This is a genomic window from Providencia sp. LY12 (genome assembly GCF_057621555.1).
Window position 1 is genome coordinate 152,901 of sequence record NZ_CM172594.1, and the last position, 24,827, is coordinate 177,727.

A 24,827-nucleotide genomic window follows, 5' to 3' on the forward strand; every position below is an offset into this window, starting at 1 on the left:
TTATTATGACTCGTTTAGCTTCCCGTTTTGGTGCAGCGAATAGCATTCGTCGCGACCGCCCGTTAACCACAGAAGAATTATTCCGTACTGTCCCAAGTGTTTTCTCAGAAGAAAAACACGATTCACGTAGTGAACGGTACACTTACATCCCAACCATTACCTTATTGGATAGTCTTCAAAAAGAAGGCTTTTATCCGTTCTTTGCTTGCCAGACTCGTGTGCGTGATGTTAGCCGTCGAGAACACACCAAGCACATGTTACGGTTACGTCGCCATGATCAAATCACAGGGATACAAGTACCTGAAATTATCTTGCTAAATAGCCATGATGGATCAAGCAGTTATCAGATGTTGCCGGGGTTATTTAGAGCTGTATGTCAAAATGGTTTAGTTTGTGGAGACACCTTTGGTGAAGTGCGTGTACCGCATAAAGGCGATGTTGTTGGCAAGGTAATTGAAGGGGCTTATGAGGTGTTAAAAACCTTTGATACTGTGGCAGAAAAGCGTGAACAAATGCAATCTCTCATGTTACCTCCAGCAGCACAGCAAGCCTTAGCACAAGCAGCTTTAACCTACCGCTTTGGTGATGAACATCAACCTATTACCGAAGAGCAAGTATTGCAGCCTCGTCGCTGGGAGGATAAGAAAGATGATCTTTGGACGGTATATCAACGTTTGCAGGAAAATTTAATCAAGGGAGGATTATCTGGTAGGAACGCTAAAGGCAAGCGAGCTCGTACTCGTTCTGTGAATGGTATTGATGGCGATATCAAATTGAACAAGGCGCTGTGGGTCATGACAGAAAAGATGCACGAACATTTTAATGGGAGGCAAACTATTTAACAGAAGGGTCATGAGGGGGGTATAATTATCTTGTTAACAACCCACTCATTAACCCCTTAACTAGATTATTAATTTAGGTGTGATTTTTGCTTTGGGGGTGCATTTGGGGGTTAATTATTTATCCATATTAATAATTTCTTTTTAAATCATATTGTTTTTATCTATATGCGACTCCTGTGATCTCCGCCACTTTTCTCCCTTCGTATTAATACCATTTTTTGTAGTTTGTCTTAATCTATAAAGACTTGCTCAAAACTCAATCATCCTGAAGTTCCAGATAGTTCGATTAGAGGGAAATGGCCAGGTTTCCAGAGAGGTCGATTGCTATAGTTTACTTGCCATTCTTATGGTCGGTTATCGCGTCCGTTCTGTTCGCAGCACACAATTTGTCAGAGAACTGCACGCTTTCCAATATAGAAACCGCGCATTTTTTAATCTAGGCAAAACACGATCTAAGACAAATTTTTCTTATTAAAAATCAGTCTTAGAAAAACCGGTCATAGTATCCAACTCCATTTCGCGACCTAATGCTGTCATTGGGTGGACAATAACGAGGCCTCGTACGGATTTCTTCAGTTTGCCCATATCCGCTTGCTCTTTCTTTGTGATAGGGCGCTTGAATGGCATATCCATCAATTTCTGTGCTTCTTTACTTAGCTTCTTGTTACGCGTTTCTTTCAGACGAGCGATTTCAACTTCCAGCGTCGCTTTTTCTTTCTCGAGCTCGGCGTATTTTTCCGCTTGGGTCGACAGTTGCATACTTGCCATTTGGTGACGAATAAGGTCTAAGCGGTCGCTCAGCGTTTTAATTTGTGTTTTTTCAGTTTCTTTCATCATTAATTAACCGTGAATAAATTTCCTGCCGGCAAGTATACATCATTCTGGATTAGAGGGGGAAAGGGATACTATTTGCTGATTATCTTATCTTTGAGTTCAACATAGTATATGGTGGGATTAAAACTCTTCTCAGTCAGTTCAAACAAAGGCAATTTGGCGATAGCGAAAACAATCATCATGAATAGACAGTTTACCGACAAAGACCTCTGCGCCGCTTTATCGGACATATTTGTGGATAACCTGACGGATTATCAACATATCGCCTCTGTCGCAAAACACTTTCCAATTGAATATGTTGAACGCATGCTGACCCGATATGTTGCACCTGTCTGTTACACTAATATGCTAACGCCAGTGCCGCCCGTTTGGCTCTATTTTGATGAAGATGAACTGTGGAATGATATCTGCGTATTAAAAGTAAAAGAATGCGGTTTCTTGGGAAGATTTAAGAGAGATCTTTGTGCGTTATATTTTAAAAATAATCTTAAACACGAATGGCGGGAGTTAGTACAGTTTTTGTGAAATCAGCCTGTTTAGGGATAACCCAATGAAATATAAAATTATCAACAAAGATCAAATTATTGGGATGAGCGAACTTGAAAAAAGTGACCCGCCAATGGGATTTGTCTTTGGTGAATTAGTACCAACACCGTTTTATAAATCCAATATCAGTACCGTGAGCTGCAAACTGTATTGCAGTGATGCCCATGAAGAGATCCTTTGTAAATCTATCATGATTGAAGATCATTCAGACAAGTTTGGTGAGCAATGTATCGAGGTAACGGTTTTAGTCGAGTCAGCAGAAGAGTTCGAGAAATTTTTTAAGCATCATCTAGACGCTTATGAAGAACAATTTATCTCAGAAAAATAGTGGAGAATGAACGTAACCATCTCTTTAGATGCAATTTAAAGAGATGGTTAATTTTTAAAGGGAAGGAAAATAATTTAAGTGATGATCAGCCGCTTTAGTTATTATTTAGAATAATCACTGTTTGACCAGAAAACTCACCTGGGTTATTCCCAGTCAATGGTGACGGTAGCAGTGGCGGAGGCTGCGCCAATTTTAAAACCTTCTCCAAGCGCACAGAGGCTAAAACGGTAAGGGACTTGATGTGAACCAGTGGTGAGGTCACCTAGATCAACGACATTTCCTGGCTCAGTGTTTGTGCTGGGATCAAAATATATTCCGTCGGAGCTGCATGCTGATTTGATTGATTTAATTGACGCTCGTACGGTTGCAGGAGCAACTTCACCAGTGGCATCCATCGTCATTTTTAAGTCATTTGAATAACCTTGATAGGTTCCCTTAAGTGTTAATTTAGCGGGAGAATGAGCGCCATTATCTCCAGTGCAGTTGATCATGAAATTCCCATCAGCTACCCCTAAAACATCCTTACGATTCCCCCCTGGTGTACCGGAGGTATTGCCTTCCCAATCCCAAACATTCACTTTGCCGAAATCAATCTTAGGTGGTGTAGAAATAGAGCAGGATAACGGCGTTTTTACTGTGATAAATCCTGCTGAAGAAAGGGGGATCCCAGTTTCCATATATAGGCCAGCATAGAAAGCAGGGACACTATACTTCCCTGGCTGTGCATTAGGCCCCACATAAATAGCAACAGTTCCATTAAAAGAGAGGCTTCTTCCTGCCCCCATCGGGTTAGGAAAACTATTATAAGATGTCCCTGTAACACAATATGTAAATGGGGATTTTTGGATCACTGCTCTACCCGTCGCAGTCGTCTTTCCATAAGAATTAAACGTGGCTCCACCATTATCCCCTCCTCCTCCATAAGTATTAGCAGTCGCATCCTTTACAATAAAAAGAATGTCTTCAGCAATTTTTAAGCCTGTATATTTACCATCTGAGGATGTATATGTTGTGCTTGCACTATTAAACACAGAATTATTATCTGCACTGCGAATATTAAAGGCAAAACAGCTTTGATCCATCAGAGTTTGGTACCCCCAACCAGTTGCTGAACGATATGTATCATTAACAGCATCGCTCCATACTAAACCACCTCCTATATCATATTCACCAGAAGGCCCGCTAAGAGATAACGCTTGAGGCTGACCTAGCAAAAAGAAACAAATACTCCCAATTAATTTATAAAAATAATATTTCATATTTTATTAATCCTTTTATTACTCATAGTTTGTCCATTGTGAAAATGGAGATTTTCTTCATTCGCTAGGTCTTCTAATGTCTGTATTTCTGAAGTAAAGCTAACGGGCTCTTTCGCTGGTAACACCGTTTCTGTTTTACTTTCAGTACCGCAGGTATATGTCACTTGGCGGATTGGCATATCGGTGGAAACGTCAACATGGCGTAAATCGAACTTCACCTGACATTGCTGTGCGGCTGTTTCTCCCCATTTCACTAACAATTCCCCGGTTTCAGGTAAACCTGTGAGGTACACTTGTCCTGCATCCCCCACAATGCTGCTGATATTTTCAGTGCTGTTATCGGAAGTTAAGGTGGTAATCGCCCCAAATGGCACATATTTGGCCCCCTGTTTTAAGGTCATTAACACTTGATAGCCGATACGGGTACGGAAACTGGCTTTCACCACCGCGCCTTTGGTGGGGTAAACGTTGGTATTGGATTGCGGTAAATCGACATTTTCAGGCAGCGTGCTAGGGTCTAAGCCAATGCTGTTTTTGTTATAGTCGGAAAGATAAGGTGCCACCGCATAGCCTCGCCAATCCGTGACAGCAGAACCACCATTAACACTGACCCCTTCGGCGCCCGGTGCACTGATCAGTGCGACTGAATCCCCCATGGAGCGGCTTAATGTCAGCCCTTCGGCGTGCAGTAATGCACCGCCGCTGGCGTTCATATTGATTGACTGAGAATTATTGCTATAGCTATAACCGGTACTGATACTGCCTTTATCGCCTTGATAGCCTGCATTCAGGTTGGTGTTGGCGATTTGCCCTTTATTTCCCCAGCTTTGTGATGCGCCATAAGACAGCTTGCCATCCATAACGCTGCCGCTCAGGCCGCTATTATTTTGCGTGCGTCCATTTTGGTCATGGCTCATGGAGTAGGTGGCATAAATCGACTGTAAATCATGGTCTTGGGTAAACACACTGAACGGCACGCTTAAGTTAAAAGAGAGCTGGCGGTTTTCCGGCCAGTGATTGCGACTGTCTTTTACGCGGTCGATATTGTAGTTCACACCGTAGCTGACCCCTTTAAAGCTGTTACTGTAGCCCATGGATAAGCCCGTTAAGGTTCGACTGCTGCCCCAGTAATCATCACGGTTAGCGCGAAAATGCAGTGAGCCATACTGTTGCATCTGTTGGCTGAGTTGGGTTTGGAAGCTGCTACGACGGCGCTGTAAAGTCCACGGGCTAAGACCCTCTTCAAGGCGATAACCTTGGCTGTTAAATTCGCTAAAATTATAGAAATGCTCCGTGGAGTAACGTAATGCGGTTAAATCCACCGACGTGCCGGTTGCCATTAAGCTTTTTGAGTAACGGATACGGTAAGATTGCCCGGTTTTTCGCTCGCTAGAGCTAGCTACGGGGTTGGAATAAGTAAATTTAGCCGATGAGTGAGTGACGTCCGTGGAGACGGCACCGAAGTCACCTAAAGAGACCCCCGTTCCCACACTCAGAGATTGATAATCTTTTGCCAGCAAGGCGCCGCCATACACCGTGACATCGTTATGCAGCCCATAGACAGCGGTACCGAGAATAAAGTCAGAGCGGCGTGAACTGGTGGTCAAGTTGCCATTGTAACGACCGGAGGCCACTTCGTATTTCCAGCCGCCGGGGCGTAGCATCACGGGTAAAGATGAGTAGGGCACCACAAACTGGCGCTCAGAACCATCGGCTTCGGTAACTGTGACGTCATAATCCCCGGATAAGCCCGCTTGTTGGATATCATTGATATAAAAGGGACCCGGCGCCACATAGGCTTCATACACGATATTGCCATTTTGGCGGATAGTGACGCGGGCGTTGCTGTTGGCGACGCCACTGATCGCCGGCGCATAGCCGCGTAATTGGCTTGGCAGCATCTGCTCGTTAGAAGTCAGCTGCACGCCCTTAAAAGGCACACCATCAAACACATCGCTGCCCGTGCTGCTTTCACCCACTAACAATGTCGAGCGTAATGCCCGAATATCCCGTGATAGGGTGGTATTGGAAAAGTAGGTTTGGGTGTTGGTCGTGGCCGATTGGTTCTCGCTCCCGCTGTATTCGAAACGGGAATGGGTGAGGTTACTGCGCAGACGCCACGGCCCTGCATTGGCGCCCAATCGTGCGGACGCAAATACGTTGGTATTTTGATTTTTTTTGCCGTGGTCATAGCGGCTTGTGGTGCGACCTGCACTGACGTTATAGTTCGCCATGAGTGCCGGAATACCATCGTCCCATAATGACGGATCGGCATTACGATTGATTTGAGATTGCATCGCCACTTGCGGCACGCTGATGTTTAATCGCAAGCGTGACAAATCTAATCGCGTTGTCGCTTGTGGGATCAGCGCGCCTAAATCTGAAATAAACTCGCCGTTAGGTAAGTCTTTCAGGACAGGAATTTGCGACACATTGACCCCAAAGGTGTCGAGCTGCTCAGGGGTTAATTCCGGTGCGATTTCACCGTGGGCATTTTTGATAAAATTCAGCGTAAATTGCCCCACATCTTGTTGGTTCACAAATACGGAAACGGTGTATTCCCCTTCAGCAACGCCACCGGCTTGTGAGAAGGCGGATAAATCCACGTCTGTGTTTTCACCCACCACCCCTAAAAAACTGGGATCAAAGTAATCTTCGGCCTGTGTTGGAGCGACTGCAAATAGCAATACACACGCCAGCGGGTGATAACGGAAAAAAGGATTTTTTGGCTGGTGTTCAGCAATTTTATGGGCTTTTTTCATGGTCTTCCTTTATCTTGCGAATGCAAGAATCCCCCCGTTGTCAATGCGCATCGGGTGAATGTGTTTATCTGTATGGTGCGGTTACATTGCTGAGAGTTGGCGTGTTCTCATTGTGTCGGTTCCGCCATCGTCTTCCATGAGCTGCCAATGAATGTCGTTTGCGACATGACTGGCCTCAAGGGGCCATTGCGCCTCCCCAAAAGGGGGGATCATGCGTGAGGAACTTAAATTCAGAGCGTTTTTCCCCACCGACAGTGACGCTAGCGTGACATAAAAAGGCGTCGGATTTTTCAGGGTTAGCGTGTTTTTTGTACGCTGAAATTGCAGCTGCTCAGCGATATTGTCGAGATGATGTTCTGGTAATCCCGCGGGGCGATAAAACAGCTTCAGATTATTTTGTACGGCAAGGATCATTTGCGCGCCTTCAGCCGTCTCTTTTGACTGGGCGGGGATTGCAGTCAATGACAATTGCGCAATCGACTCTTTATCTTGCGCGAGTAAATGATGCTTTTGAAGGATGCGCAATGTGAGTGTTTCGCCCGGTTCGAAGCGTTGTAACGGCGGTAAAGCAATAAATGCCGTCAGGTTTTCATCGGCTGCTTCGGGATTCTCGTTCGCCGTTTTGCTTGATGAATTTCCTTCCCACGGTAATAGGCGCGCCTGCAATAAATACGGTATCGCCGTATTATTGGTGATAGTGTACGTCACCCCATTTTTGGCATCGTGGGGGTAGATAATACGGGTTGAATGCAGTGTCAGCCCATTAATTTGGTCTTGGATGTTATTTCCCCATGCAGTCTGGGTAAAAAGTGAAGCCAATAGGGCAATCCCGCCAATCAGGCGATATAACGCAGGTTTTTTAATCTTCAATAAATTAATGTTGTTCATCGCGAATATCTCCTGATTGAACCGTCCCCTGATACGCGGGGCTCATATCCCCATAATCCGTAATCACTCTCCACTCTGCGTGTGTAGCACCGCCTTTGACGGGGTAAGTTTGGGTGGAGAAGGGGGCAATCATAGGACCCAGTTCTCGTACATCAATGGGGTGCTGACCCACGCTCAATTGCGCCAATGTGATGTAATACGGTGTTGGGTTACTGACTTCGAGCTGTTGACCTTGCTGGCGAAACGTCAGTTGGCTTGAGGCGCTTTCGACGCTCATGGGTAACCCTTTTGGGCGATAAAACAGTTTGATAACGTTGCGGATCCCCACCGAAACTTGCGCACTGGTCATCTCGCCTTCGGGGGCACTCGCTTTTGTGGTGGAAGGGATCGCTAATAAGCTTAAATAAAACACGGATTCTCGGTCTGTCGGCAGCTCCGTCGTCCCATTACGTACAATGAGCAGCGTATTTTGGCTCTCTTTTTCTAAGCGAGACATCGGTGGTGTGACAATAAACGGGGGCGCGGGTTTGTGGGCATTCCCCTCTGGCGTATTGAGGACGTCAGCTTTGATTAAGTAGACCTGCGGGCTGCTATTTTTAATGGCAAGTTTTGTATTTGGATTGGCAGCATCAAAGACGACGCGCGTTTGAGCTAAACGCAGCCCGCCTTCTGCAGCGAAGGATAGCGTCGAAAAACTGCTGCATATCAACAAAATAATCAGAGCGCGATAGTCAGAGAAACGATTTGAAAACATACTTATTACCCAATTAGTCATATAAGAAGCTAAACGTGACGGTTGCGGTGAGTTCACCATTTTGTAAATTGTCACTGGCGGTACAGGTGCCGCAGGCCAGCTCGGCAGTAAAATCAAGCGAGCTATTTAATCTCGCCACATCGCTGGTTCCACCTGATGGCCATGTCTTGATGGTAATCACCTCATTGCCGGATTTCGCAGTATTGTCATTGGCATTAAAAAGCGTATTTCCGGGGGTAGATAGCCTGACGCCATAGCCTTTTGTGGTACTGGATGCATCGGCATACAGCGGTTCATTGTTATCCGCGGTGAAGGTGTTCCCTTTGACCGCAATTTTGGGCGCTAAAAAGTAACCCTGGCACCCTGAAAGGGTTAACGTGAATTGGTTACGTTGCTGATTGTTCGGAATTTCATCGTAGGGCAATGGCGCACCATTGTTATACGTGATGGTATTCGGCACCGTCACATCGCAGCTACCGCCATAAAAAAAAGCGGAAAAGGAAATGGTGGTTGAGGCACTGCCTGCCTGTAATTCACTGGCTGGTAATAGCAAACCTACAATCACGCTAAAGAAAGAAAGTTTTCGTATCATTGTTATTAACAGCCTTCAAAATCAGTTATAGAAAAAATTAAATGTTAATGAGGCGGTTAACTCGCCACCTTGTAAGTCATTGGCAGTACAGGTTCCGCAGCTGACGGTTGCCTTCAGTGGGATGGTTCCATTCAAGGTACTGGCAAAGGTTTTATTCCATTCTTTGGTGGTTTTCGCCGTGATTTTTTTATCCGTTGCCAGGTTGTCACTTTGGTTAAAATTACTGCTACCTTCCGTGGATAATAAAATGCCATAGCCTGTACTGGTGCTACCGGTACTCACAAACAGATTTTCACCGGAGGCACTATCGGTATCTCCTTCGAGGGTTATCGAGGGGGTTAACCCGTAACCTTTACAGCCAAGAATGGTGAGATCAAAGGTTTCGCTGATATCACTGGTCGTGGTGATATCTTCAGCGGGAATAAGCTCCCCGTTATGAATCGCAACGGTTGGGGGCACGGTAATTTGGCAGCCACCGCCGACAATGCTGGCACTGATTTTGGTGGTGGCCGTGGTTGCCGCTATCGCGGATTGCCCCAGACTTGCCGCATACAATGCGGTGGGAATGAGCAGGGAATAGAGTGACGTTTTAGTCAGTGTCATGATGAATTCCTATTTTTAGGTCTTACTGAAAAATAAGGTTAAACGTCAATGAGGCTGAGAATTCACCGGGGATAGCCTCCCCATCCACTGGCCCCACTAAACCCACGAGAAAAGTCTCTTCGGTTTGGTGATGGTTATCTTTGGTCAGTGGTGTTAAGGCAATCTGTTCACCGCGTTTAAAGGCTTTGCTTGTGTCATAAAAATCACTCAGGGAGAGCGGGGAGCCATCACTGAGGCGTAACATAAACCCTGTACTGTTTGGGGTTCCATCCAAGAAAATGGTGCTTTCGTTATAGGGGGTATTTCCCTGTAACGTAATTTTTGGGGTCAGATTTCCCGTTTTATCCACACAGATAAATTGCGCTTTCAAGGGCTTAATTTGATGTGTGGTTATCGCGCCTTGAAAATCGGATGTGCGCATCGGGGTAAATTGCAATGAGTTAGGAATGCGAATTTCACACCCGACATCATCGGTAATGAGCGCTCTAATCTCGGTCTTTTCGGCCTGTGCTACGTGCCATCCGTTAAGTAACACGGCGAAAAATACAATGAATAATTTATTGAATTTGTGCATGAAACTCGTCCTTTCCGCCATAGTCATTAATGGCTTTCCATTCAACCGCGCCTTGTCGTTGAACGTGGGAATAAGTGATGCTGCTAAACGGCGCAATCATGTTATTTCCCTTTGCTGAGCTCAACTGAACGGGTTTATTAGCAATTTTTACGCTGTCTAATGTGATGTAGTACGGGGAAGGATTAGACACTTGAACCCCATTCGTCATACTTGAAAACTTCAGCGATTTCATTGCTTGTGGCTGAGTCATGCCTAAATGATTCGGGCGATAAAACAGCTTGATGATATTTCCCGTCGACACTTGTACGGCACCATCAATATTATTCTGTGGGGCATTTAGCCCTTTTTCGCTGGTCGGCATTGCGATGGTACGAAAATAAAAAACAGATTCTTTATCTTGCGGAAGCGCCACATTTTTTTTCATGATGCGGACTTGATTGGTTGACCCTTTTTCTAACCGGAATAAGGACGGCGTCACCACAAAAGGGGTGTCTCCTTGCTTGCCATAAGGGTCACGCAAAATTTGTGTTTTGACTAAATAAGGCGTGAGTGATTGGCTCGAGCTGGTAATTCCCACGCTTTTTCCGGTGGTGTTATCACTTTCTGAAAAGATAATTCGAGTGGTGTCGATAGCGATCCCGGCTATCGATGAACCTGATAGCAATAGCAAGCCACCGCAGATCCCTTGCATAAATCGGTTATTTCGCATTTGTCTATCCTCATAGTGTTTGTGGCTGAATGGAGGTAAGACGGAACCCGCCTTACCTCAATCGACTGAGTTAATTAAATGGAATTAGTCAACGATATAAGCCACTAAGATGGGTGCGCTGTAGGAACCTGCTTCAGGTGCATCTGTTGTTGTTGCCATACCCACTTTGAAGGTGTATTGCGCGTCAGTATTTTCTGCACCAATACCAAATGCGATTTTTTCGCCATTAGTGACAGTTTTATTCGCTTCGTTTTCAATCATAAAACCAACGGTTTTCGAATCGTCAGAAACAAAGAGGTTACGTTCGTTGTTACCTACTGAAGTAATACCTTGAATGATCAAGTTGCCGTTTTCACCCTTGGTGCAACCGACTAAAGTCACTGGCATATCAACGGTTGTAGAGGACATTGCATTGACTGCGGTAAAGTCTGAACCTGCACCCACAGAGGTTTTTAAGACACCCACGTTTAAGACTGATTTACCGCCATTGATGGTGACATCACAAGTTGTGTTGGTCAGGATCCCTTGCAGAGTCACTTCCGCAGAAGGGGCAGCCATTGCACTTAAACTTACACAGGAAATGCCAGCGAATAATGTTGTTAACGCTAATTTTTTAAAAGCCATATTGAAATTCCTTTATATATAAAAAATAAAAAACGAAATAAAACGTACTTCAAGAAACCTGTGATAGTGGCGATACCTTTACCCACATTCACAGTAAAAACAGATGCACTCACTGAATGAAAAGCAAGCGCGTCTACAATGATTTTTTCACTGATTTAATTTCCTTAATTAAAAAAGAATAGATAGCTTTAAATAAAGCTATGTTAAAAAAATTATTAAAATAAATAGAAATCATCCATGGGAAGTGGATTTTTAATTTACTAGTATTTATTGATTAATAATGTGGATTATTAATTAATGAGATTCATTTAATTGAAATGAAACACTAATAGCTATTAATTTAAATGAGATTAAACTTAACACTAATTTAGTATTGTTAATCCACGGTTATTTATTTTGAAATTAGAGCACCATGTTGCTCAAACAATAAATTAAACTCACCGTAAAGCTCAGGTTCCTTGGCTTCTATGCGTTCAGAAACAAAGAAGAAGAATGATTCTAAAGATACACCCAAGTAATGAAGCAAAAGACATAAAGTAGATAACGTTATTTCACAAATGCCATTTTCATAGCGTGAGATTTGTTGCTGTGAAACTCCAATGAGTGAACCTAATTGCCTACCTGATAATAATCTTTTCCTTCTTAAGCTTGCAATTTCATCTGCGATAGCTTGAGAAAATGATTCTGTAATTCTCTCTATTTTTTTCAAACTCATCATAAACCTTAAATAAGAATCAATTTCAAAACATATTAAATAAAACAAATGCGTAAGCACGAATCTGTTTTTATTTTTAAACAAAATAGGAGTAAAAAACAATAGGGTGAAATTTGGCAATATTTTCAACCAATGCATGATTTACACATTACCAACACTGTGAGTTTGTTAAAATAAATAAATTACAAAAGGTTGCGATATCCCTACTCGTAATGTGGCTTAAAGTGCCAGAGATAAATTCCGTTATTACCTTTATATGTAGTTAATTTTAGGTTTATATATCGCTATAAATATATTTTCATAGTTACATTTCAAAAAATCCAATAATATTAATGTGTAATAATAATAAATGTAAAAATAACAATAAAATTCATGCAGATAGGCTTCGCATTGCTCAATACATGCTTAGTAACAATTATGAATTCAAAAAAATGAAGTATACAAAATATGTCGAAATGTTATTTCGATGACATTTAATGACATTAAATTTTACTTAAGTTGTTGATGTTTGTGATTCAGATCACATTAAGATGTATTGAAAATGACACATTCATTTAAGACGCGGGTTTTATTTATGGGGTTGAAACAAATTCAGATTATTGTTGGTCATACCGACATTTTTTGATGGGAATTGATGACATGATGTTTCCATCACTCATCAAGCAAGAATCGCAAAAGTAACCGAAAAGAAATCGAATTTGCAGGTATAATCTCTCCAATTTCATTCAACAGGCTTAGATACCCACATGGCAAAACTTACCTTACAAGAGCAAATGCTCCAAGCGGGACTCGTCACCAGTAAAAAAATGGCGAAAGTACAGCGCACAGCGAAGAAATCACGTGTGCAGGCTAGAGAAGCCAGAGAAGCGGTAGAAGAGAATAAAAAAGCGCAGCTTGAGCGCGATAAGCAACTGAGTGAGCAACAGAAACAAGCGGCACTGACGAAAGAGTATAAAGCTCAGGTGAAGCAGCTGATTGAGATGAACAAAATTGATGTGGCGAAAGGCGATATCAGCTTTAACTTCACAGATAGTAATGTCATCAAGCAAGTGGTCGTCGATAAAACAACACAAAACCAACTTATTAGCGGCCGTCTCGCTATTGCGCGTTTAGCGACTGACAATCCAGAAATGAGCACTTACGCAATTATTCCTGCGAGTGTGGCGGATAAAATCGCTCAACGTGATGAAAGCAGCATCGTATTAAATAACGCCTTGAGTCAGGAAGAGCAGGATGAAGACGATCCGTACGCAGATTTTAAAATTCCTGACGATTTAATGTGGTAGTTGTTTAGAACGGGCTTTTGCTGTGTGCGTGAATGGGTTTTCCAGTTATCGGATGAATAAAATTCAATTCACTGGCATGCAGCATCAGTCTCGGCGCAGGTTCAATATCTGCAAGCAGTAAGCCTCCATACAGATCGCATCCCAAAATAGGATGACCGAAAAGTTGGCTGTGAATGCGCAGCTGATGGGTTCGTCCTGTTTCTGGAATAAATTTCACCCTCGTCAGTGGCAACTTACGTCCATCGTCTAGCTCACGATAAAACCGCTCAATTACCTGATAATTGGAACGTGCCGGTTTACCGTGAGTCACGCAAATCGACATTCGGGGAAACAAAGCCGGATCTTTGGCTATCGGCGCGTCTATCACACCATGATCATTTTCCACATGCCCACATAGTAATGCGCTGTAGGCTTTCGTCACGGTTCGCTGGCTAAACTGTCGGCATAACTCTGCATTTATGGCTTTATTGCGAGCCACGACCATGACACCAGAAGTACCAAAATCAAGGCGGTGCACTAGGGTGCATTCAGGGAACAATTGAACGAGCCGGTAATGTACTGAATCGAGATTTTGTGGATTCTTTCCAGAGAGGCTCAGTAGCCTTGAAGGTTTATTGATAATAATAAGGTGCTCATCCTGCTCAATGATTTCAATGTCATCATGGCAAGGGGGCGCAATAAAGGTATCAATAATCGTCGACATCAGGTTATCCAGATAAAAAGTGGCTATGGATAATACCCAATTTTGCGCTATCTGACGATAATGTTATTGGGTGTGTAAAACTAAAGGCGTAGTCTGGGCAGGCATTGTGTTTTATACTGCGCGCTGTGAAATTGAGTCAATATAGAAGGTGGTATGGCAATGAACGGAACAATCACAACGTGGTTTGAAGATAAAGGTTTTGGGTTTCTCAAAGATGAAAACGGGGATAACCGTTATTTTCATGTGATTAAAGTTGCCAACCCAGAACTGATTAAAAAAGGGGCGGCGGTTACGTTTGAGCCGACCACAAATAATAAAGGTTTATCCGCCTTTGCGGTTAAAGTGATCCCTGAAAGCAAATATATCTATATTGCTGGTGAGCGCATTAAGCTGACGGCTATCAAATCATTCCGTATCTATTATGAAGATGTTCCAGCAGATACACGTATTGATAAAGAAAATACCGTGTTATCGATTGGTGCATTAATGAACAGCATTAAACCTAAAACGAATATTAAGCCGGGGGCAACTCGAGCGCTGAAAAAGCTAATTATTGAAACCCAGCATGGAACAACATTAACGTTCTCTGAAGATGAGATTGACGTGGATGAAACCATGAAACAGCTTAAAGGCGTTAAATAGCTTTCGACTGAATTAAAAAACCGTCCCAATTCCATTGCCTCTCGTATAGAGGCAATGCTTTTCCAGTACTATTTGCGATATCCTTCCCTAAATTTGAATAAAAAATCAACAAATGATCTAAAAAGAGAATATTTTTAATAAGCAAACGCTACATATTAAGCTAGATGTATTAATATATGCGCGAACTGCATTCTGATACGTCCAATTTATAGCGCCTTTATGGCATACAATCTGGATTGTAAATACTATGATGCGGATTAGTTGTTATTAAGTTGGTAATCTAAATGAAAATTATTGCGGAATAACGAATTAAGCTGTAGAAATATATTTTTATATTGGTATATTACTCACCTCGTGAGTTTTTTATTTTGCAAAAAACAATTTAGCTGTTTCAAATTGTAATTTGTTGTAATAAATGATGTATTTTATCTCGTTTTTATAGGGTTTTACTCCTCCCACGTAAATTTTATTTTAAAAAAATAAAAAATATATTAAATAAATTGAACAACGCTTTATTTAATATATATCAGTTAGTTAATTCTACTTATCATATTAGGTGTACTCGCACTCGTTGTATCTTAATAAAGCCCGACGATCAATAAATTACTATTTGATAGGTAGTACCTATCAAAATAATCTTGTTCGATCGGTATAAACGTTTTTACTCTTATTTTAATGTATTTATTATTAATGGAAATTAAATAAATTGTTTCTTTATATTGGAGTGTGGTTAATGAAATCTAATATAATTAGTGGTCAGGTGGGAGCTTTTTTAAGAAAATCACGTAAAGAAAAGAACATGACGGGAAAGCAACTGGCGAAATTAATAGGAATCAGCCAGCAACAGATATCAAGATATGAAATGGGAATCACTGCGATTACTTTAGATCAGCTAGATGTTTTTTTAAATATTCTAGATAAACGATGGGTCGATGTCATTAAATATGTCGAAAAAGATACTGACTCTGAAAAAAGAATGGGTAATAAAGGAAGTGCGAGTAAATATACTTCCTGGGGAAATTACTCAACAAAAACCATCATAAATAACTGCTAATTTTTCCTCTTAAATTAGAAATAAAATAATCAGTTAATTCTGGTTATTTTATTAAGAATATTCTCTGGGAAATTCGATTGTTTTTTATAAAACACACAATGAATGTGTTTTTTATGCTATGCAATTAAATTTTTCTTCATGGATATTAAATAGAGAGAACAACATGTTAAATAAAAAAATGGCATCTGTTTTGCTATCAACAATTATTGCTGCTTCCTTTGCTACAGTTGCTAATGCTGACACTCGTACTGCTCAAGCGACAGCAACATGGCAAGCGACCGCAATTAAAGATACGACAAGTATGCTGGTTGTTACGCCATTAAAAAGCTTAACATTTAACTATGCAGAAGGTCAGAAAAGCTTTAACCAACAAAATGGCGCATTTGATATCGCTATTCAAGGTCAATCAGGTGCAACAGATTTTAAATTAGCATCAAAAATCATTTCTAACACTTTAGCGAGAACAACAGATGATTCTAAATTAACTGTTGGCGTTAAATGGAATGGTGAAGATCTGAATAAAACGACTGACACTGTGTTAATCGATACTTCAAAAGGCTTAACATCAGGTTTAGATAACTTAGCTGCAGATGGTATCTACAATGGTTCAGAGCGTGCAACTGACCGTGGTGAGTTCACCTTCGTTATCGCTAGCGCGGAAGCGGCTGGTGCAGCGACAGACTTCAAAGCACTGACCGACGGTTCATGGGATGGTGATGTTAAAGTTCAGTTCACTGCAACTTGGGATGGTACTTTCACACCAGCTCCTTAATTGATTATTTACGCTTAGTGAATAACTAATTTTCACGATAAAGATACTATAGGGAAATATTATCTTTATCGTTATCTTTTTTAAAATTAATAATTATGAAAAAAATAACACTAGCATTAGCTTTATTATCTATTCTCCCACTAAAAATGAGCTTGGCGGTTAATGTAGGTAATATTACTGAAATCATATCGTCAGATGAAGACTCATTAGCAAAAGAAATTGAAAATACGGTTAATACGGCAAGGCTCGTTAATTTAACTATCGAGAAAATAGACTCGCCACTTGAGAATGGAAAAGTAATTCCCGTTACGGATCCGAACGAAATATTATCAACCCCCGCTAATCTGATTTTGCCGGGGCAAGCAAAAGATGTTTTTAAAATTATTTATCAAGGTCCCAAAGACGATAAAGAACGTTATTACCGATTAAATTGGAAAGATGACCCTATTGGCGAAAGCGGTGTAACAAAAAGTGCAAAATCTGCCTCAGCGACAACGTCGGCGACCATTAGCACCATCTTGGTTGTTGCACCAAGGATTGAAAAATTTAATTACCAATATGCAAACTCTCAAGTTTCCAATATAGGGAATAGTTCATTTCGTGTGGTGGCATCAGGGCCATGTTTACCTGAAAAACAAAAATATAGCGTGGATGGTATTTGTCGTGAACGTTATTACCTCATGCCACATTTAGCTGTGAAACTACAGTTTGTCGATCTTAATAATAAAAAATCTAGCGTAGGTATTTGGCACAAAGGAGATTTCATTGTCGTCAAATAATTAATAACGGACTTTAATCATGCGTAAGAGTGTTATTGCTTTATCAATATTAAGCATTTTTTTTTCAAACACCATTCATGCCAGTGAGATGAAGAGTATTAAAATTGGTGGTTACATTATTCCTCCGGCATTTGTGAGTGCATTGGAAGAAGGAATGTCTGTGCCTGTTTTTCTACGATTAAGTGATGATGCTAAAAATAACCAAAGCGAAGATAAAATCGCGGATGCAGTTATTGTCATTGACCAAGGTAAAATTAAATTATCCAGTATTCACCTCATTGACAGTACGCAAGGCCCGCAACTGAATAGCTTGCTGGTTGATAAAATTGACAATAAACAGGATGCCATTTTTGATGATAACAATGGTATTGTTATCGACAATAATGCAGTGCTGAAATTAAATATTTCATCATTCAATTTATCATTAGATGTTGATAAAGCTGCATTTGCACCGAAAACTCACGCAAGGCATTCTGTATTAGGTGATTCATCCGTTAATTCACTTTCGGCAGTGGCAAACTATGATTTAGGTGTATTCCAAAGTCAGGTAAAAAATGCAAAAAATAGCTCCAGTAGCTATTTCAATTTAGACGCGTTATTTGCCGCAGCAGAACACCATTTTAATATCAATGCATCGGCGTATAGCATCGGTAAATCCAATGCAAGTGTTGAATTATACCGAGCTATGTATGAGCGTGACTTTAATGGGCTGCGTGTCGCATTGGGTTTAATGAGTACATGGAATTTACAATCCATTGCGAGCTTAACTGCGTTGAGCAGTAGCAAAATTTATGCGGTCACTATCGGGAATAACTCCGAGAGTGTCGTCAACAATAAACAGCAGTCACTGACCCCTATTTATGCCTTCTTAAATAGCCCTGGCGAAGTTCGTATTTATCGTCAAGGTAAGCTTCTTAATATCCAAAACTTCCCAATGGGTAACTTTGAAGTTGATACCAGTATGCTGCCTTTTGGTATTTATGACGTCACTATCGAAACGGTTGTTGATGGGAAAGTGGTCACCACTCAAAACCAGACAATTAATAAATCCTTAGGGGCAATCGGAGGAAACTTCGACAAACTGAATTGGGAAATGTACGGGGGCTATGTTGATTTCGATAAAAGAAATTATGCCCGTGGAGAAGGTCGCCATAGCCAAGCTCCAGAGAAAAGTTATTTAGCGGGAGCGTCATTCGCCTATAACTTCCCTGTGCTGTCGGGGATACGCTTCCAGATGTCAAACTATGGTTTTGATAAATTCCTAGTTCAAGAAACGAGCATTAACGCGTCGATTAATAACTACATTTCGGTTTCTTGGCAGGGCATGCTGGAAAACCACGGCAGCCATCGCAACATTGGGACAATTTCTGTCAGTATTCCTGAAGGCTATGGTTCCTTTTGGGCATCACGAGAGCGAACGGTGGTCGAAGGGGATTTGCCGCTTTACGATGCGGATAACTATTCCTATGGCGCAACAGTTAACTTCGACAAGATTATTGATAGGACGGGTTCATTCACGATCAGTAATACCAAAGACCGTCGCGTAGGCAGTGATTCAATTAACTACGAATATGCGAATACGCTGTTTTCTGGGCGCTATGGAACGGTTGGGCTCAGAGCCGGTGTACAGCGTTATCACTATGATAATCAAAACAGTACCAACGAAAAATATGTAAATCTGGACTTCTCATTACCGCTGTCTACGTGGTTAAGCACGGGCGTCTCTTCCACGAACGGTAATATGAAAGCCAATATTTATGCCAACAAGAGTTTTGAAAACTCGCCGATCACCAATGCGGGTATTTCGGTCTCTAAGTTAGTGCGTGATAAAGATAATGGCGCTTCGGATTTTTCGACGCTGGCCTACGCCTCTTATGACATGAAATATAACTCGGGTACCGTCACGATTAACCGACCGGATAGCGACCGACTGAATGGTAACTTAACCTCTCGCGGATCGGTGGCTTACAGCAATGGAATGATCACACCAAGTGGCAACCAAGGAAAATCAGGGGTAATTATTAATTCTGAGATTCAAGGCGCCGGTAGCATGGTGGCAAAAGTGAATGGGCAAAATTACCCAATTAGCGGAAAAAATACCTTTATTCCATTGTCACCGTATTCAGATTACGACATCCAGTTAATGAACGACGGGAAGTCAAAAGACAGTTTTGACATTGTCTCTGGACGCAATAAATCCGTCACGCTGTATCCCGGCAATATCGCGTTTTATCAACCCGAAGTTCGTCAGTTGGTCACGGTGTTTGGACGGCTTAAATCACCGGATGGTGAATACATAAAATATGCCTCGATTCGTAACCATATAGGGCGAACAAAAACCGATAAAAATGGGGAGTTCTCCATGGACGTTGATGTGCGCTATCCCGTAATTTCGTTATTGCAAGAAGATGAGAAAACGATCTGCGAAGCCGATTTAAACCTACAAGGCGCACGCGGTGCTTTATGGGTCGGGGAGGTGACTTGTGAGCCGCAATCTAGTTATGCGAAAAGATAATGAGAATTTAACGATGAAGAGAAATAGATTTCTTATATTCATAATTGCTCCTTTTATTTTGAATTTTTTATTAAGCGCGGCAACGCACGCTGTCACTGTGACTAACAGCTATGTTTTTATTGAAAATAATGTTGATGACGAATATTTCATTACACCAAGAACAACGGATCCACGTTTTTCGGGGGCTAACAAATATACACGTTACTCAAAATCGCTACAGCTTAGTTTGGGCTATATGGGGTATGTGAATACAGCCATTCAAGCAAACCAATTTGTTGATATCTGGTTAGAAAATTCTCAAATAGATAGACCATTTACTGGGAATCGGTGTATGCGGGGATATTGCAATGACGACAGTGGTTATTGGCCTGCGCAATACCTTGGGAAAGATGGTGCATACAAGATAGTGCAAAGTAATATTAATGGGGAATCTTACTATGCGAGAGGGATCTTCAGTGACTCTGCTTACCAATATTTCCTTAAATTACCTGTGGGAACCGTCGAAAGTTATAGTTATAGATCTTGCATGACAAAAACAGATTATAACCCAAGCAAAGGTGAGACTTGCCAAAGTGTAGGTGGGCAGATTATTGCATCCCATGAATTCAATATTACTAAATCTGGGCATATCAAGCTGACTTCAACGGGAGCGCTGCAAGAGATTTTTATAGATAGTAATGGAAATCCAACCTTAGGATTAGGCTCTCAATTTTGCCGAGTTGGTATCGTATTAAGTCAAAATGGGATCATCTGTCAAGTTGTCGACCATGAGACAAAGGGAGAGATATTCGCCAATATTATGTTGAGTTTAAAAATTAATAATACATTGATTCCGTTTGTACCTGCGGCTAACACGATATTGATTGGTCCTGATGACGGGAGTAATAGTTGGTATTATTACAATACAACTTATCCGGCGAGCTATTATTTTAAAGGCAACAATAAGAATGTATCGATATTTTTATCTAATACATTTTTGAAGCAACTTGTGTCGTCGAATGTTGATTTTAAAAATAGCCAAGAGTTTTTTACGTTTTCATTTACTAACTCAGCGGTACCTCAATCTGGGTATTATGAGTTCACACCGTCTAATACTATTATTCTTAAACCGCGAGATTATGGGATCAGTATTATCCCTGCCGACTTTAACCCGAACCAATCTAAAACCGGGAAAGTGGGTAATGAAGAGCCGCCAATTGAATTTAATTATATTGTGACGACTAGCGGACCAAGGCAGGCAGATTCAATCACCGCTAAAGTGGAAGGTCCAAGTACCACGCTAAAAGGGCAATCGTACTGCTTATTTAGCTCAAATGATGACAAATTCAAAGTGCCATTTTCAGCGTATTTGTCATTTAAAAATCACACGGGAAGCTTAGAGTCTTACCGAGCTAGTTGCGATAGCAATGAAATTTCCCTCAAAAATGCTTTATGGGAAGAGACGCCGTGGGCAAAACCGAATGAAGATTTAGGCTCGTTTTATCGCACGAATTTAGATTTATCATTTCCAATGAATGAAGCGAACTCATTCTTTACGCTAGATGGCATTGATTGGCTAGGAACCGTTTCGGCAAGCGGGAATGTGACGGTAAAAGCTATCTGGACAGGCCCTGATATTCATTAAATATGACCCATTTTAAGGCGATTTATTCAATCTTAAATCGCCTTTTTCTTCAGCACTAACAGGCTAAACATGAAATTAAATTCTTTGCTGAAATTCTTGCTTCTTTTTGTGATGATTTCTTTCAATCATAGTGCTAACGCGTTATACATTAGCTCGGATATCTCTTCGATGGATTCCGATAAAGAATTTTTTTCTAAGCCCTATATTAACGATACGAAAAAGACCAATTTATATAATTTTAGCGCGTATCAAATTGATAAACCGGGCAGCCATGAACAAGGGCGAGCCATTCATAATGGGGAAATTATCTTTACCCCACTGAAGAAAATTTTATTACCAGGAGAGCAGGAATTCTTTAAAATTTTTTATCGCGGAACCGCGGACAACCAAGAACGCTATTACAAAATTATCATTAGTGAAACGCCGCTTGAAATGCAAAATGATCATGAGCAACGTAAACAGCCGCTGTTTTACCCAACGGTCAGTTTAGAAACGTACTTTGTCGTGAGACCCAAACAACCTGATTTTAAATATACGCTCGACCAAAATACAGGCATTTTGAAAAACACGGGGAACACCTACTTTAGAGTGCTTGTGCATAACAATTGTGATGCAGAGGATGATACCGAGCCTTACGTCCTTTACTTGCTACCTAATCAAACGTATCAAGATGCACGTTTAACCAAGAAAAGTCGCAAGTACATTGTGATTTTTGATAAATATTACGCCGTGGGTAACTGTGAGTAATCGTTATTATTTGTAGAGCGCACTAATAATAACGCTGCTTTTCATGATACCTTTTTCGACACTTGGTGATTGAGCATATGGCTTGGCAAAAAAGCTAATATCAAATTGGTTATTACCATTAGCACTGAATCGTTGGTTTTTTCCAGATAAATCAATAGGACTCTTATCCATCCAAGATAAATAAATTCCAACACCAGATAAGTTGGTTTTCAACTCACCACCAACACCATTATTAAGAGCTCCTTGAGCCCCGGGATAAACCTTAATATCTATGTTATTAGGCTTAAAGCCACTTTTATTGCAATCCACAATAAATTGCGTTTTTACAGCAGGTTGTTTTCCTGCAAGTAAATCGGTTTCATTGATCACATCGAAATCGACAATTTTATTGAAGCCTTTCCCATCATTAATATCGCAAGTGATATTGACGATATCTAGCGAGATGCTCAGAACCGTGTCGGGTAAAATTTCATCGGCAACGGTATGCAAAGGGTAGCCACTCATCAGCATGAAAAGAAAGCAGAAGGGAAGTGTTTTATTCATCAATTCGCTCACATTAAAGATATTTTATTTTGATTGTAATGTGGGTGCTCCCACTGCCTAGAGTCACACTATTGCTGCCAATGGGTAGTGCAATAGGTTTTACTTTCAGTTTCACTTTCATTAATGAAGCGGTGGGTTTTTTAAGTAAAAGCTCTTTTCCCATTGGCACACCTGCACCAATATTTCCAACTTGGCTATCTTCCCATGCGACTAAATAACCAAGAGTGTTGTTAACAGAGCCAATATAGCCAGATGCCCCCATGGTTAAATGAGGGGTAGCGGGTTCAAATAAGAGTGAAACACGTTGTGGGACTATGGTTCCTGAGCAATCTAATGATAGTGTGGTATGCCCCTCTATTTCGCCAGATAAAACAGTTGCGCTATCTAATGCACCAAAAGCAATATTATCGATCGTTGCTGGCAAGCAAGTGGCAATTTTCACACTCATCCTAATTTGCGATGCCAGCTCTTGACCAACCATGGATGACTGTTTGGTGAGTGCTCCATAGCTATTGATATGTGTAAAAATCAATACGCTGATGAGCAAAATAGATTTGCGCATAGTCACCTCAACTAGTTGAATGTTAACTTAATATTTAATGCTGTACTGGCGGCTCCAGGTGAACCCGTCGTACCAAGTAAAACGGGTTTTACGTTAATAGGAATGGATACGTTAGGTGTTGTGGGTTTCGTGGCAGGGGCTTTCGCAACGCCATCAACCAAAACAGGAGTATTGATGGCAGCCATTTCAGCGGTCTTCCATGTCAACTGATAACCTATAGTGGCATTTTGTTTGGTCTTCAAAATACTTTTTGTGGAATCAACGCCATCAGCCGAGGTTAATGCCATCGTATAAGATGCTAAAGTCGCATCACAAGTGATTGCAATCGTCATCGGTTTTTCAACCACTTTGCCATTTTTAATGTCACTGACAGATTGCTCGCCAAAGTCGATATCTGCAACTGAAGCGGCACAAGAAGCCTTGACCGTCATATTAATATTTGAGGTGACTGTCCCGCCTGTTACGTTGGTCGCAAAGCTTGTTGCATTAGCATAAATAGAAAATAACGATGCAGTACAAAGGAAGAGAGATCTCTTGATCATAAAAAATCCTGTTAGTTTAGTTTTACATTAATGGTCAAGGCGGTATTAGCTGCCCCCACTGCCGTTTGAGTTGTTAACGGAACGGGTTTGACGGTAATTGGAATCGTGAAACTTGCTGTTGTTGGCTTGGTATTTGGTGCCATAGCCGCGCCATTGATAACGACGGCACTATTTACAGGTTTAAATGCACTATTACCCCATGTGAATTGATAACCAACGGATGGATTACTTTTCACATTGATAATTCCATTCGCAGCATTGTTGACACCATCCTTTCCTGAAAAACTTAAGGTATAGGCGGGTAGTACCGCATTACAGGTAAACGCGACGTTGATGGTTTTACCGGCAACAGATTTTGCGTTAACTGAACTTGCAGTTTGGTTGCCAAAATCCACATCGTTGACTGAGACCGCACATGATGCGTTATTGACGAGGGTCATCGATGTTGGGGCACTGAACGCGACACTCTCTGTCATTAACGTACGGCTGTTATTACCAATTCGTGAATAGAATTTTCTGGTTAACATGTAAGTAGGGTTTACAACCGTTTTTCCGACAGGGGGTTTTTTCTGTAAGTAAACGGTACCAGAGTCTGTTCCTCCGCCAGCATTGGCTAAATTGGTATAGCCCGTTCCACTGGTTTTGTAGTCTAAAACCAGTATCCAAGCACTGTTACTACAGCTTCCTGTTGATCGAAATCTTAAAATGCCATCGGATGAGGTTTTATCGACGGTTCCACCATTTGGGCAATCATTTGGTGATGCGCCATATTTATCAACAATATAAATAAAGTTACCTGTCGTATTCCCCGCACCACTAGAAGCACGTAAGCATTGCCCTGCTAAAGTTAATGGGACACCAGGGGCGCCAAAAGTATAGAGTTGATCGCCAACTTTTTTGTTCGTCACGTCGATTTGTGCTGGAAATGAATATTTGATGGATATATTTCGGCATCTTGCCGCAGAGGCATCTAACGCGAAAAAAAGCATCAATATTCCAAGGTAAAACCCTTTTTTTGCCATGATAAT

Annotated in this window: 28 protein-coding genes; 12 read left to right on the forward strand and 16 right to left on the reverse strand. The window is 41.5% G+C overall.

What is annotated here, in order from left to right; genetic code table 11:
* Positions 1 to 5: 5 nt before the first annotated feature.
* Entirely contained in the window at positions 6 to 842 is an 837-nt protein-coding gene (locus tag ACY3ZI_RS00625) for a DUF932 domain-containing protein (RefSeq protein ID WP_487375811.1), read from the forward strand.
* Positions 843 to 1,119: 277 nt separating this feature from the next.
* Positions 1,120 to 1,317, forward strand: coding sequence for a RhuM family protein (gene rhuM, locus ACY3ZI_RS00630; protein WP_487377414.1), 198 nt, complete (start codon positions 1,120 to 1,122; stop codon positions 1,315 to 1,317).
* On the opposite strand, the gene ACY3ZI_RS00635 is transcribed toward rhuM, so the two are convergent.
* On the reverse strand, positions 1,314 to 1,676 hold the full coding sequence (locus ACY3ZI_RS00635) for a YibL family ribosome-associated protein (protein WP_211887987.1): 363 nt from the start codon (positions 1,674 to 1,676) through the stop codon (positions 1,314 to 1,316). The genes rhuM and ACY3ZI_RS00635 overlap by 4 nt on opposite strands.
* Positions 1,677 to 1,856: 180 nt before the next feature.
* On the opposite strand from ACY3ZI_RS00635, the gene ACY3ZI_RS00640 reads away from it, so the two are divergent.
* Together ACY3ZI_RS00640 and ACY3ZI_RS00645 are read left to right on the forward strand one after the other, a co-directional pair.
* A complete protein-coding gene (locus ACY3ZI_RS00640) occupies positions 1,857 to 2,201 on the forward strand; it encodes a DUF7079 family protein (protein WP_211887966.1) in 345 nt (114 codons plus the stop codon).
* A gap of 25 nt (positions 2,202 to 2,226) precedes the next feature.
* Positions 2,227 to 2,550, forward strand: coding sequence for a hypothetical protein (locus ACY3ZI_RS00645; protein WP_211887965.1), 324 nt, complete (start codon positions 2,227 to 2,229; stop codon positions 2,548 to 2,550).
* A gap of 143 nt (positions 2,551 to 2,693) precedes the next feature.
* On the opposite strand, the gene ACY3ZI_RS00650 is transcribed toward ACY3ZI_RS00645, so the two are convergent.
* The 10 genes from ACY3ZI_RS00650 to ACY3ZI_RS00695 form a co-directional block, all read right to left on the reverse strand.
* Positions 2,694 to 3,809, reverse strand: coding sequence for a hypothetical protein (locus ACY3ZI_RS00650; RefSeq protein WP_211887964.1), 1,116 nt, complete (start codon positions 3,807 to 3,809; stop codon positions 2,694 to 2,696).
* Positions 3,806 to 6,571 (reverse strand): fimbria/pilus outer membrane usher protein, encoded by a 2,766-nt coding sequence (locus ACY3ZI_RS00655; RefSeq protein ID WP_487375812.1) that lies wholly within the window; start codon positions 6,569 to 6,571, stop codon positions 3,806 to 3,808. Before ACY3ZI_RS00655 ends, ACY3ZI_RS00650 begins: the two co-directional genes overlap by 4 nt.
* Before the next feature lie 81 nt (positions 6,572 to 6,652).
* Positions 6,653 to 7,459, reverse strand: a complete 807-nt coding sequence (locus ACY3ZI_RS00660; RefSeq protein ID WP_487375611.1) for a fimbrial biogenesis chaperone — start codon at positions 7,457 to 7,459, stop codon at positions 6,653 to 6,655.
* Positions 7,446 to 8,213, reverse strand: a complete 768-nt coding sequence (locus ACY3ZI_RS00665) for a fimbrial biogenesis chaperone (protein WP_487375813.1) — start codon at positions 8,211 to 8,213, stop codon at positions 7,446 to 7,448. The genes ACY3ZI_RS00660 and ACY3ZI_RS00665 overlap by 14 nt, the downstream gene beginning before the upstream one ends.
* 13 nt (positions 8,214 to 8,226) lie before the next feature.
* On the reverse strand, positions 8,227 to 8,805 hold the full coding sequence (locus ACY3ZI_RS00670) for a fimbrial protein (protein ID WP_487375814.1): 579 nt from the start codon (positions 8,803 to 8,805) through the stop codon (positions 8,227 to 8,229).
* Positions 8,806 to 8,826: 21 nt separating this feature from the next.
* Complete coding sequence (locus ACY3ZI_RS00675; RefSeq protein ID WP_211887023.1) at positions 8,827 to 9,408, reverse strand: fimbrial-like protein; 582 nt, start codon at positions 9,406 to 9,408, stop codon at positions 8,827 to 8,829.
* A gap of 22 nt (positions 9,409 to 9,430) precedes the next feature.
* Positions 9,431 to 9,982 (reverse strand): fimbrial protein, encoded by a 552-nt coding sequence (locus ACY3ZI_RS00680; RefSeq protein ID WP_211887024.1) that lies wholly within the window; start codon positions 9,980 to 9,982, stop codon positions 9,431 to 9,433.
* Positions 9,966 to 10,691 (reverse strand): fimbrial biogenesis chaperone, encoded by a 726-nt coding sequence (locus tag ACY3ZI_RS00685; protein ID WP_211887025.1) that lies wholly within the window; start codon positions 10,689 to 10,691, stop codon positions 9,966 to 9,968. Before ACY3ZI_RS00685 ends, ACY3ZI_RS00680 begins: the two co-directional genes overlap by 17 nt.
* An 84-nt stretch (positions 10,692 to 10,775) precedes the next feature.
* The gene (locus ACY3ZI_RS00690; RefSeq protein ID WP_211887026.1) at positions 10,776 to 11,315 is read right to left on the reverse strand and encodes a type 1 fimbrial protein; all 540 of its coding nucleotides are present in this window, start codon (positions 11,313 to 11,315) and stop codon (positions 10,776 to 10,778) included.
* 391 nt (positions 11,316 to 11,706) lie between these two features.
* The gene (locus ACY3ZI_RS00695) at positions 11,707 to 12,168 is read right to left on the reverse strand and encodes a helix-turn-helix domain-containing protein (protein WP_249215494.1); all 462 of its coding nucleotides are present in this window, start codon (positions 12,166 to 12,168) and stop codon (positions 11,707 to 11,709) included.
* A gap of 608 nt (positions 12,169 to 12,776) precedes the next feature.
* Here ACY3ZI_RS00695 and ACY3ZI_RS00700 point away from each other — a divergent pair.
* The gene (locus ACY3ZI_RS00700) at positions 12,777 to 13,316 is read left to right on the forward strand and encodes a DUF2058 domain-containing protein (protein WP_211887027.1); all 540 of its coding nucleotides are present in this window, start codon (positions 12,777 to 12,779) and stop codon (positions 13,314 to 13,316) included.
* A gap of 4 nt (positions 13,317 to 13,320) precedes the next feature.
* Here ACY3ZI_RS00700 and ACY3ZI_RS00705 read toward each other — a convergent pair whose 3' ends face one another.
* The gene (locus ACY3ZI_RS00705; protein WP_211887028.1) at positions 13,321 to 14,019 is read right to left on the reverse strand and encodes an RluA family pseudouridine synthase; all 699 of its coding nucleotides are present in this window, start codon (positions 14,017 to 14,019) and stop codon (positions 13,321 to 13,323) included.
* Between the two features lie 159 nt (positions 14,020 to 14,178).
* Between ACY3ZI_RS00705 and ACY3ZI_RS00710 the strand changes: the two genes are divergently transcribed.
* From ACY3ZI_RS00710 to ACY3ZI_RS00740, 7 genes are all read left to right on the forward strand, one after another.
* On the forward strand, positions 14,179 to 14,661 hold the full coding sequence (locus ACY3ZI_RS00710; RefSeq protein ID WP_181477794.1) for a cold-shock protein: 483 nt from the start codon (positions 14,179 to 14,181) through the stop codon (positions 14,659 to 14,661).
* Between the two features lie 733 nt (positions 14,662 to 15,394).
* Positions 15,395 to 15,715: a helix-turn-helix domain-containing protein gene (locus tag ACY3ZI_RS00715; protein ID WP_211887029.1), complete on the forward strand. Its 321-nt coding sequence runs from the start codon at positions 15,395 to 15,397 to the stop codon at positions 15,713 to 15,715.
* 163 nt (positions 15,716 to 15,878) lie between these two features.
* Positions 15,879 to 16,487 carry a common pilus major fimbrillin subunit EcpA gene (ecpA, locus tag ACY3ZI_RS00720; RefSeq protein ID WP_108478643.1) on the forward strand — a complete coding sequence of 203 codons (609 nt, stop codon included), beginning with the start codon at positions 15,879 to 15,881 and terminating at the stop codon, positions 16,485 to 16,487.
* A gap of 95 nt (positions 16,488 to 16,582) precedes the next feature.
* Positions 16,583 to 17,266 (forward strand): EcpB family pilus assembly chaperone, encoded by a 684-nt coding sequence (locus tag ACY3ZI_RS00725; RefSeq protein WP_036950370.1) that lies wholly within the window; start codon positions 16,583 to 16,585, stop codon positions 17,264 to 17,266.
* Positions 17,267 to 17,285: 19 nt separating this feature from the next.
* Positions 17,286 to 19,781, forward strand: a complete 2,496-nt coding sequence (locus ACY3ZI_RS00730; RefSeq protein WP_211887030.1) for a TcfC E-set like domain-containing protein — start codon at positions 17,286 to 17,288, stop codon at positions 19,779 to 19,781.
* Positions 19,768 to 21,405, forward strand: a complete 1,638-nt coding sequence (locus ACY3ZI_RS00735; RefSeq protein ID WP_211887276.1) for a fimbrial protein — start codon at positions 19,768 to 19,770, stop codon at positions 21,403 to 21,405. The genes ACY3ZI_RS00730 and ACY3ZI_RS00735 overlap by 14 nt, the downstream gene beginning before the upstream one ends.
* Positions 21,406 to 21,474: 69 nt before the next feature.
* On the forward strand, positions 21,475 to 22,152 hold the full coding sequence (locus ACY3ZI_RS00740; protein ID WP_211887031.1) for a fimbrial protein: 678 nt from the start codon (positions 21,475 to 21,477) through the stop codon (positions 22,150 to 22,152).
* A gap of 6 nt (positions 22,153 to 22,158) precedes the next feature.
* Here ACY3ZI_RS00740 and ACY3ZI_RS00745 read toward each other — a convergent pair whose 3' ends face one another.
* The 4 genes from ACY3ZI_RS00745 to ACY3ZI_RS00760 are packed head-to-tail and all read right to left on the reverse strand — an operon-like array spanning position 22,159 to position 24,821.
* Positions 22,159 to 22,695, reverse strand: coding sequence for a fimbrial protein (locus tag ACY3ZI_RS00745; RefSeq protein WP_108478647.1), 537 nt, complete (start codon positions 22,693 to 22,695; stop codon positions 22,159 to 22,161).
* 13 nt (positions 22,696 to 22,708) lie between these two features.
* On the reverse strand, positions 22,709 to 23,257 hold the full coding sequence (locus ACY3ZI_RS00750) for a fimbrial protein (RefSeq protein WP_132496818.1): 549 nt from the start codon (positions 23,255 to 23,257) through the stop codon (positions 22,709 to 22,711).
* Between the two features lie 11 nt (positions 23,258 to 23,268).
* Positions 23,269 to 23,799, reverse strand: coding sequence for a spore coat protein U domain-containing protein (locus ACY3ZI_RS00755; protein ID WP_036950380.1), 531 nt, complete (start codon positions 23,797 to 23,799; stop codon positions 23,269 to 23,271).
* A gap of 11 nt (positions 23,800 to 23,810) precedes the next feature.
* Complete coding sequence (locus ACY3ZI_RS00760) at positions 23,811 to 24,821, reverse strand: fimbrial protein (protein ID WP_036950382.1); 1,011 nt, start codon at positions 24,819 to 24,821, stop codon at positions 23,811 to 23,813.
* Between the last annotated feature and the right edge of the window lie 6 nt (positions 24,822 to 24,827).

Coding starts and splice junctions, on each gene's coding strand:
- ACY3ZI_RS00685 (WP_211887025.1), bottom strand. CDS start 10,691: ATGCGAAATAACCGATTTATGCAAGGGATCTGCGGTGGCTTGCTATTG.
- ACY3ZI_RS00675 (WP_211887023.1), bottom strand. CDS start 9,408: ATGACACTGACTAAAACGTCACTCTATTCCCTGCTCATTCCCACCGCA.
- ACY3ZI_RS00670 (WP_487375814.1), bottom strand. CDS start 8,805: ATGATACGAAAACTTTCTTTCTTTAGCGTGATTGTAGGTTTGCTATTA.
- ACY3ZI_RS00690 (WP_211887026.1), bottom strand. CDS start 11,315: ATGGCTTTTAAAAAATTAGCGTTAACAACATTATTCGCTGGCATTTCC.
- ACY3ZI_RS00635 (WP_211887987.1), bottom strand. CDS start 1,676: ATGAAAGAAACTGAAAAAACACAAATTAAAACGCTGAGCGACCGCTTA.
- ACY3ZI_RS00680 (WP_211887024.1), bottom strand. CDS start 9,982: ATGCACAAATTCAATAAATTATTCATTGTATTTTTCGCCGTGTTACTT.
- ACY3ZI_RS00740 (WP_211887031.1), top strand. CDS start 21,475: ATGAAATTAAATTCTTTGCTGAAATTCTTGCTTCTTTTTGTGATGATT.
- ACY3ZI_RS00715 (WP_211887029.1), top strand. CDS start 15,395: ATGAAATCTAATATAATTAGTGGTCAGGTGGGAGCTTTTTTAAGAAAA.
- ACY3ZI_RS00695 (WP_249215494.1), bottom strand. CDS start 12,168: ATGCATTGGTTGAAAATATTGCCAAATTTCACCCTATTGTTTTTTACT.
- ACY3ZI_RS00745 (WP_108478647.1), bottom strand. CDS start 22,695: ATGAATAAAACACTTCCCTTCTGCTTTCTTTTCATGCTGATGAGTGGC.
- ACY3ZI_RS00730 (WP_211887030.1), top strand. CDS start 17,286: ATGCGTAAGAGTGTTATTGCTTTATCAATATTAAGCATTTTTTTTTCA.
- ACY3ZI_RS00755 (WP_036950380.1), bottom strand. CDS start 23,799: ATGATCAAGAGATCTCTCTTCCTTTGTACTGCATCGTTATTTTCTATT.
- ACY3ZI_RS00640 (WP_211887966.1), top strand. CDS start 1,857: ATGAATAGACAGTTTACCGACAAAGACCTCTGCGCCGCTTTATCGGAC.
- ACY3ZI_RS00660 (WP_487375611.1), bottom strand. CDS start 7,459: ATGAACAACATTAATTTATTGAAGATTAAAAAACCTGCGTTATATCGC.
- ACY3ZI_RS00655 (WP_487375812.1), bottom strand. CDS start 6,571: ATGAAAAAAGCCCATAAAATTGCTGAACACCAGCCAAAAAATCCTTTT.
- ACY3ZI_RS00700 (WP_211887027.1), top strand. CDS start 12,777: ATGGCAAAACTTACCTTACAAGAGCAAATGCTCCAAGCGGGACTCGTC.
- ACY3ZI_RS00750 (WP_132496818.1), bottom strand. CDS start 23,257: ATGCGCAAATCTATTTTGCTCATCAGCGTATTGATTTTTACACATATC.
- ACY3ZI_RS00665 (WP_487375813.1), bottom strand. CDS start 8,213: ATGTTTTCAAATCGTTTCTCTGACTATCGCGCTCTGATTATTTTGTTG.
- ACY3ZI_RS00710 (WP_181477794.1), top strand. CDS start 14,179: ATGAACGGAACAATCACAACGTGGTTTGAAGATAAAGGTTTTGGGTTT.
- ACY3ZI_RS00650 (WP_211887964.1), bottom strand. CDS start 3,809: ATGAAATATTATTTTTATAAATTAATTGGGAGTATTTGTTTCTTTTTG.
- ACY3ZI_RS00705 (WP_211887028.1), bottom strand. CDS start 14,019: ATGTCGACGATTATTGATACCTTTATTGCGCCCCCTTGCCATGATGAC.
- ACY3ZI_RS00735 (WP_211887276.1), top strand. CDS start 19,768: ATGCGAAAAGATAATGAGAATTTAACGATGAAGAGAAATAGATTTCTT.
- ACY3ZI_RS00625 (WP_487375811.1), top strand. CDS start 6: ATGACTCGTTTAGCTTCCCGTTTTGGTGCAGCGAATAGCATTCGTCGC.
- ACY3ZI_RS00760 (WP_036950382.1), bottom strand. CDS start 24,821: ATGGCAAAAAAAGGGTTTTACCTTGGAATATTGATGCTTTTTTTCGCG.
- ecpA (WP_108478643.1), top strand. CDS start 15,879: ATGTTAAATAAAAAAATGGCATCTGTTTTGCTATCAACAATTATTGCT.
- ACY3ZI_RS00645 (WP_211887965.1), top strand. CDS start 2,227: ATGAAATATAAAATTATCAACAAAGATCAAATTATTGGGATGAGCGAA.
- ACY3ZI_RS00725 (WP_036950370.1), top strand. CDS start 16,583: ATGAAAAAAATAACACTAGCATTAGCTTTATTATCTATTCTCCCACTA.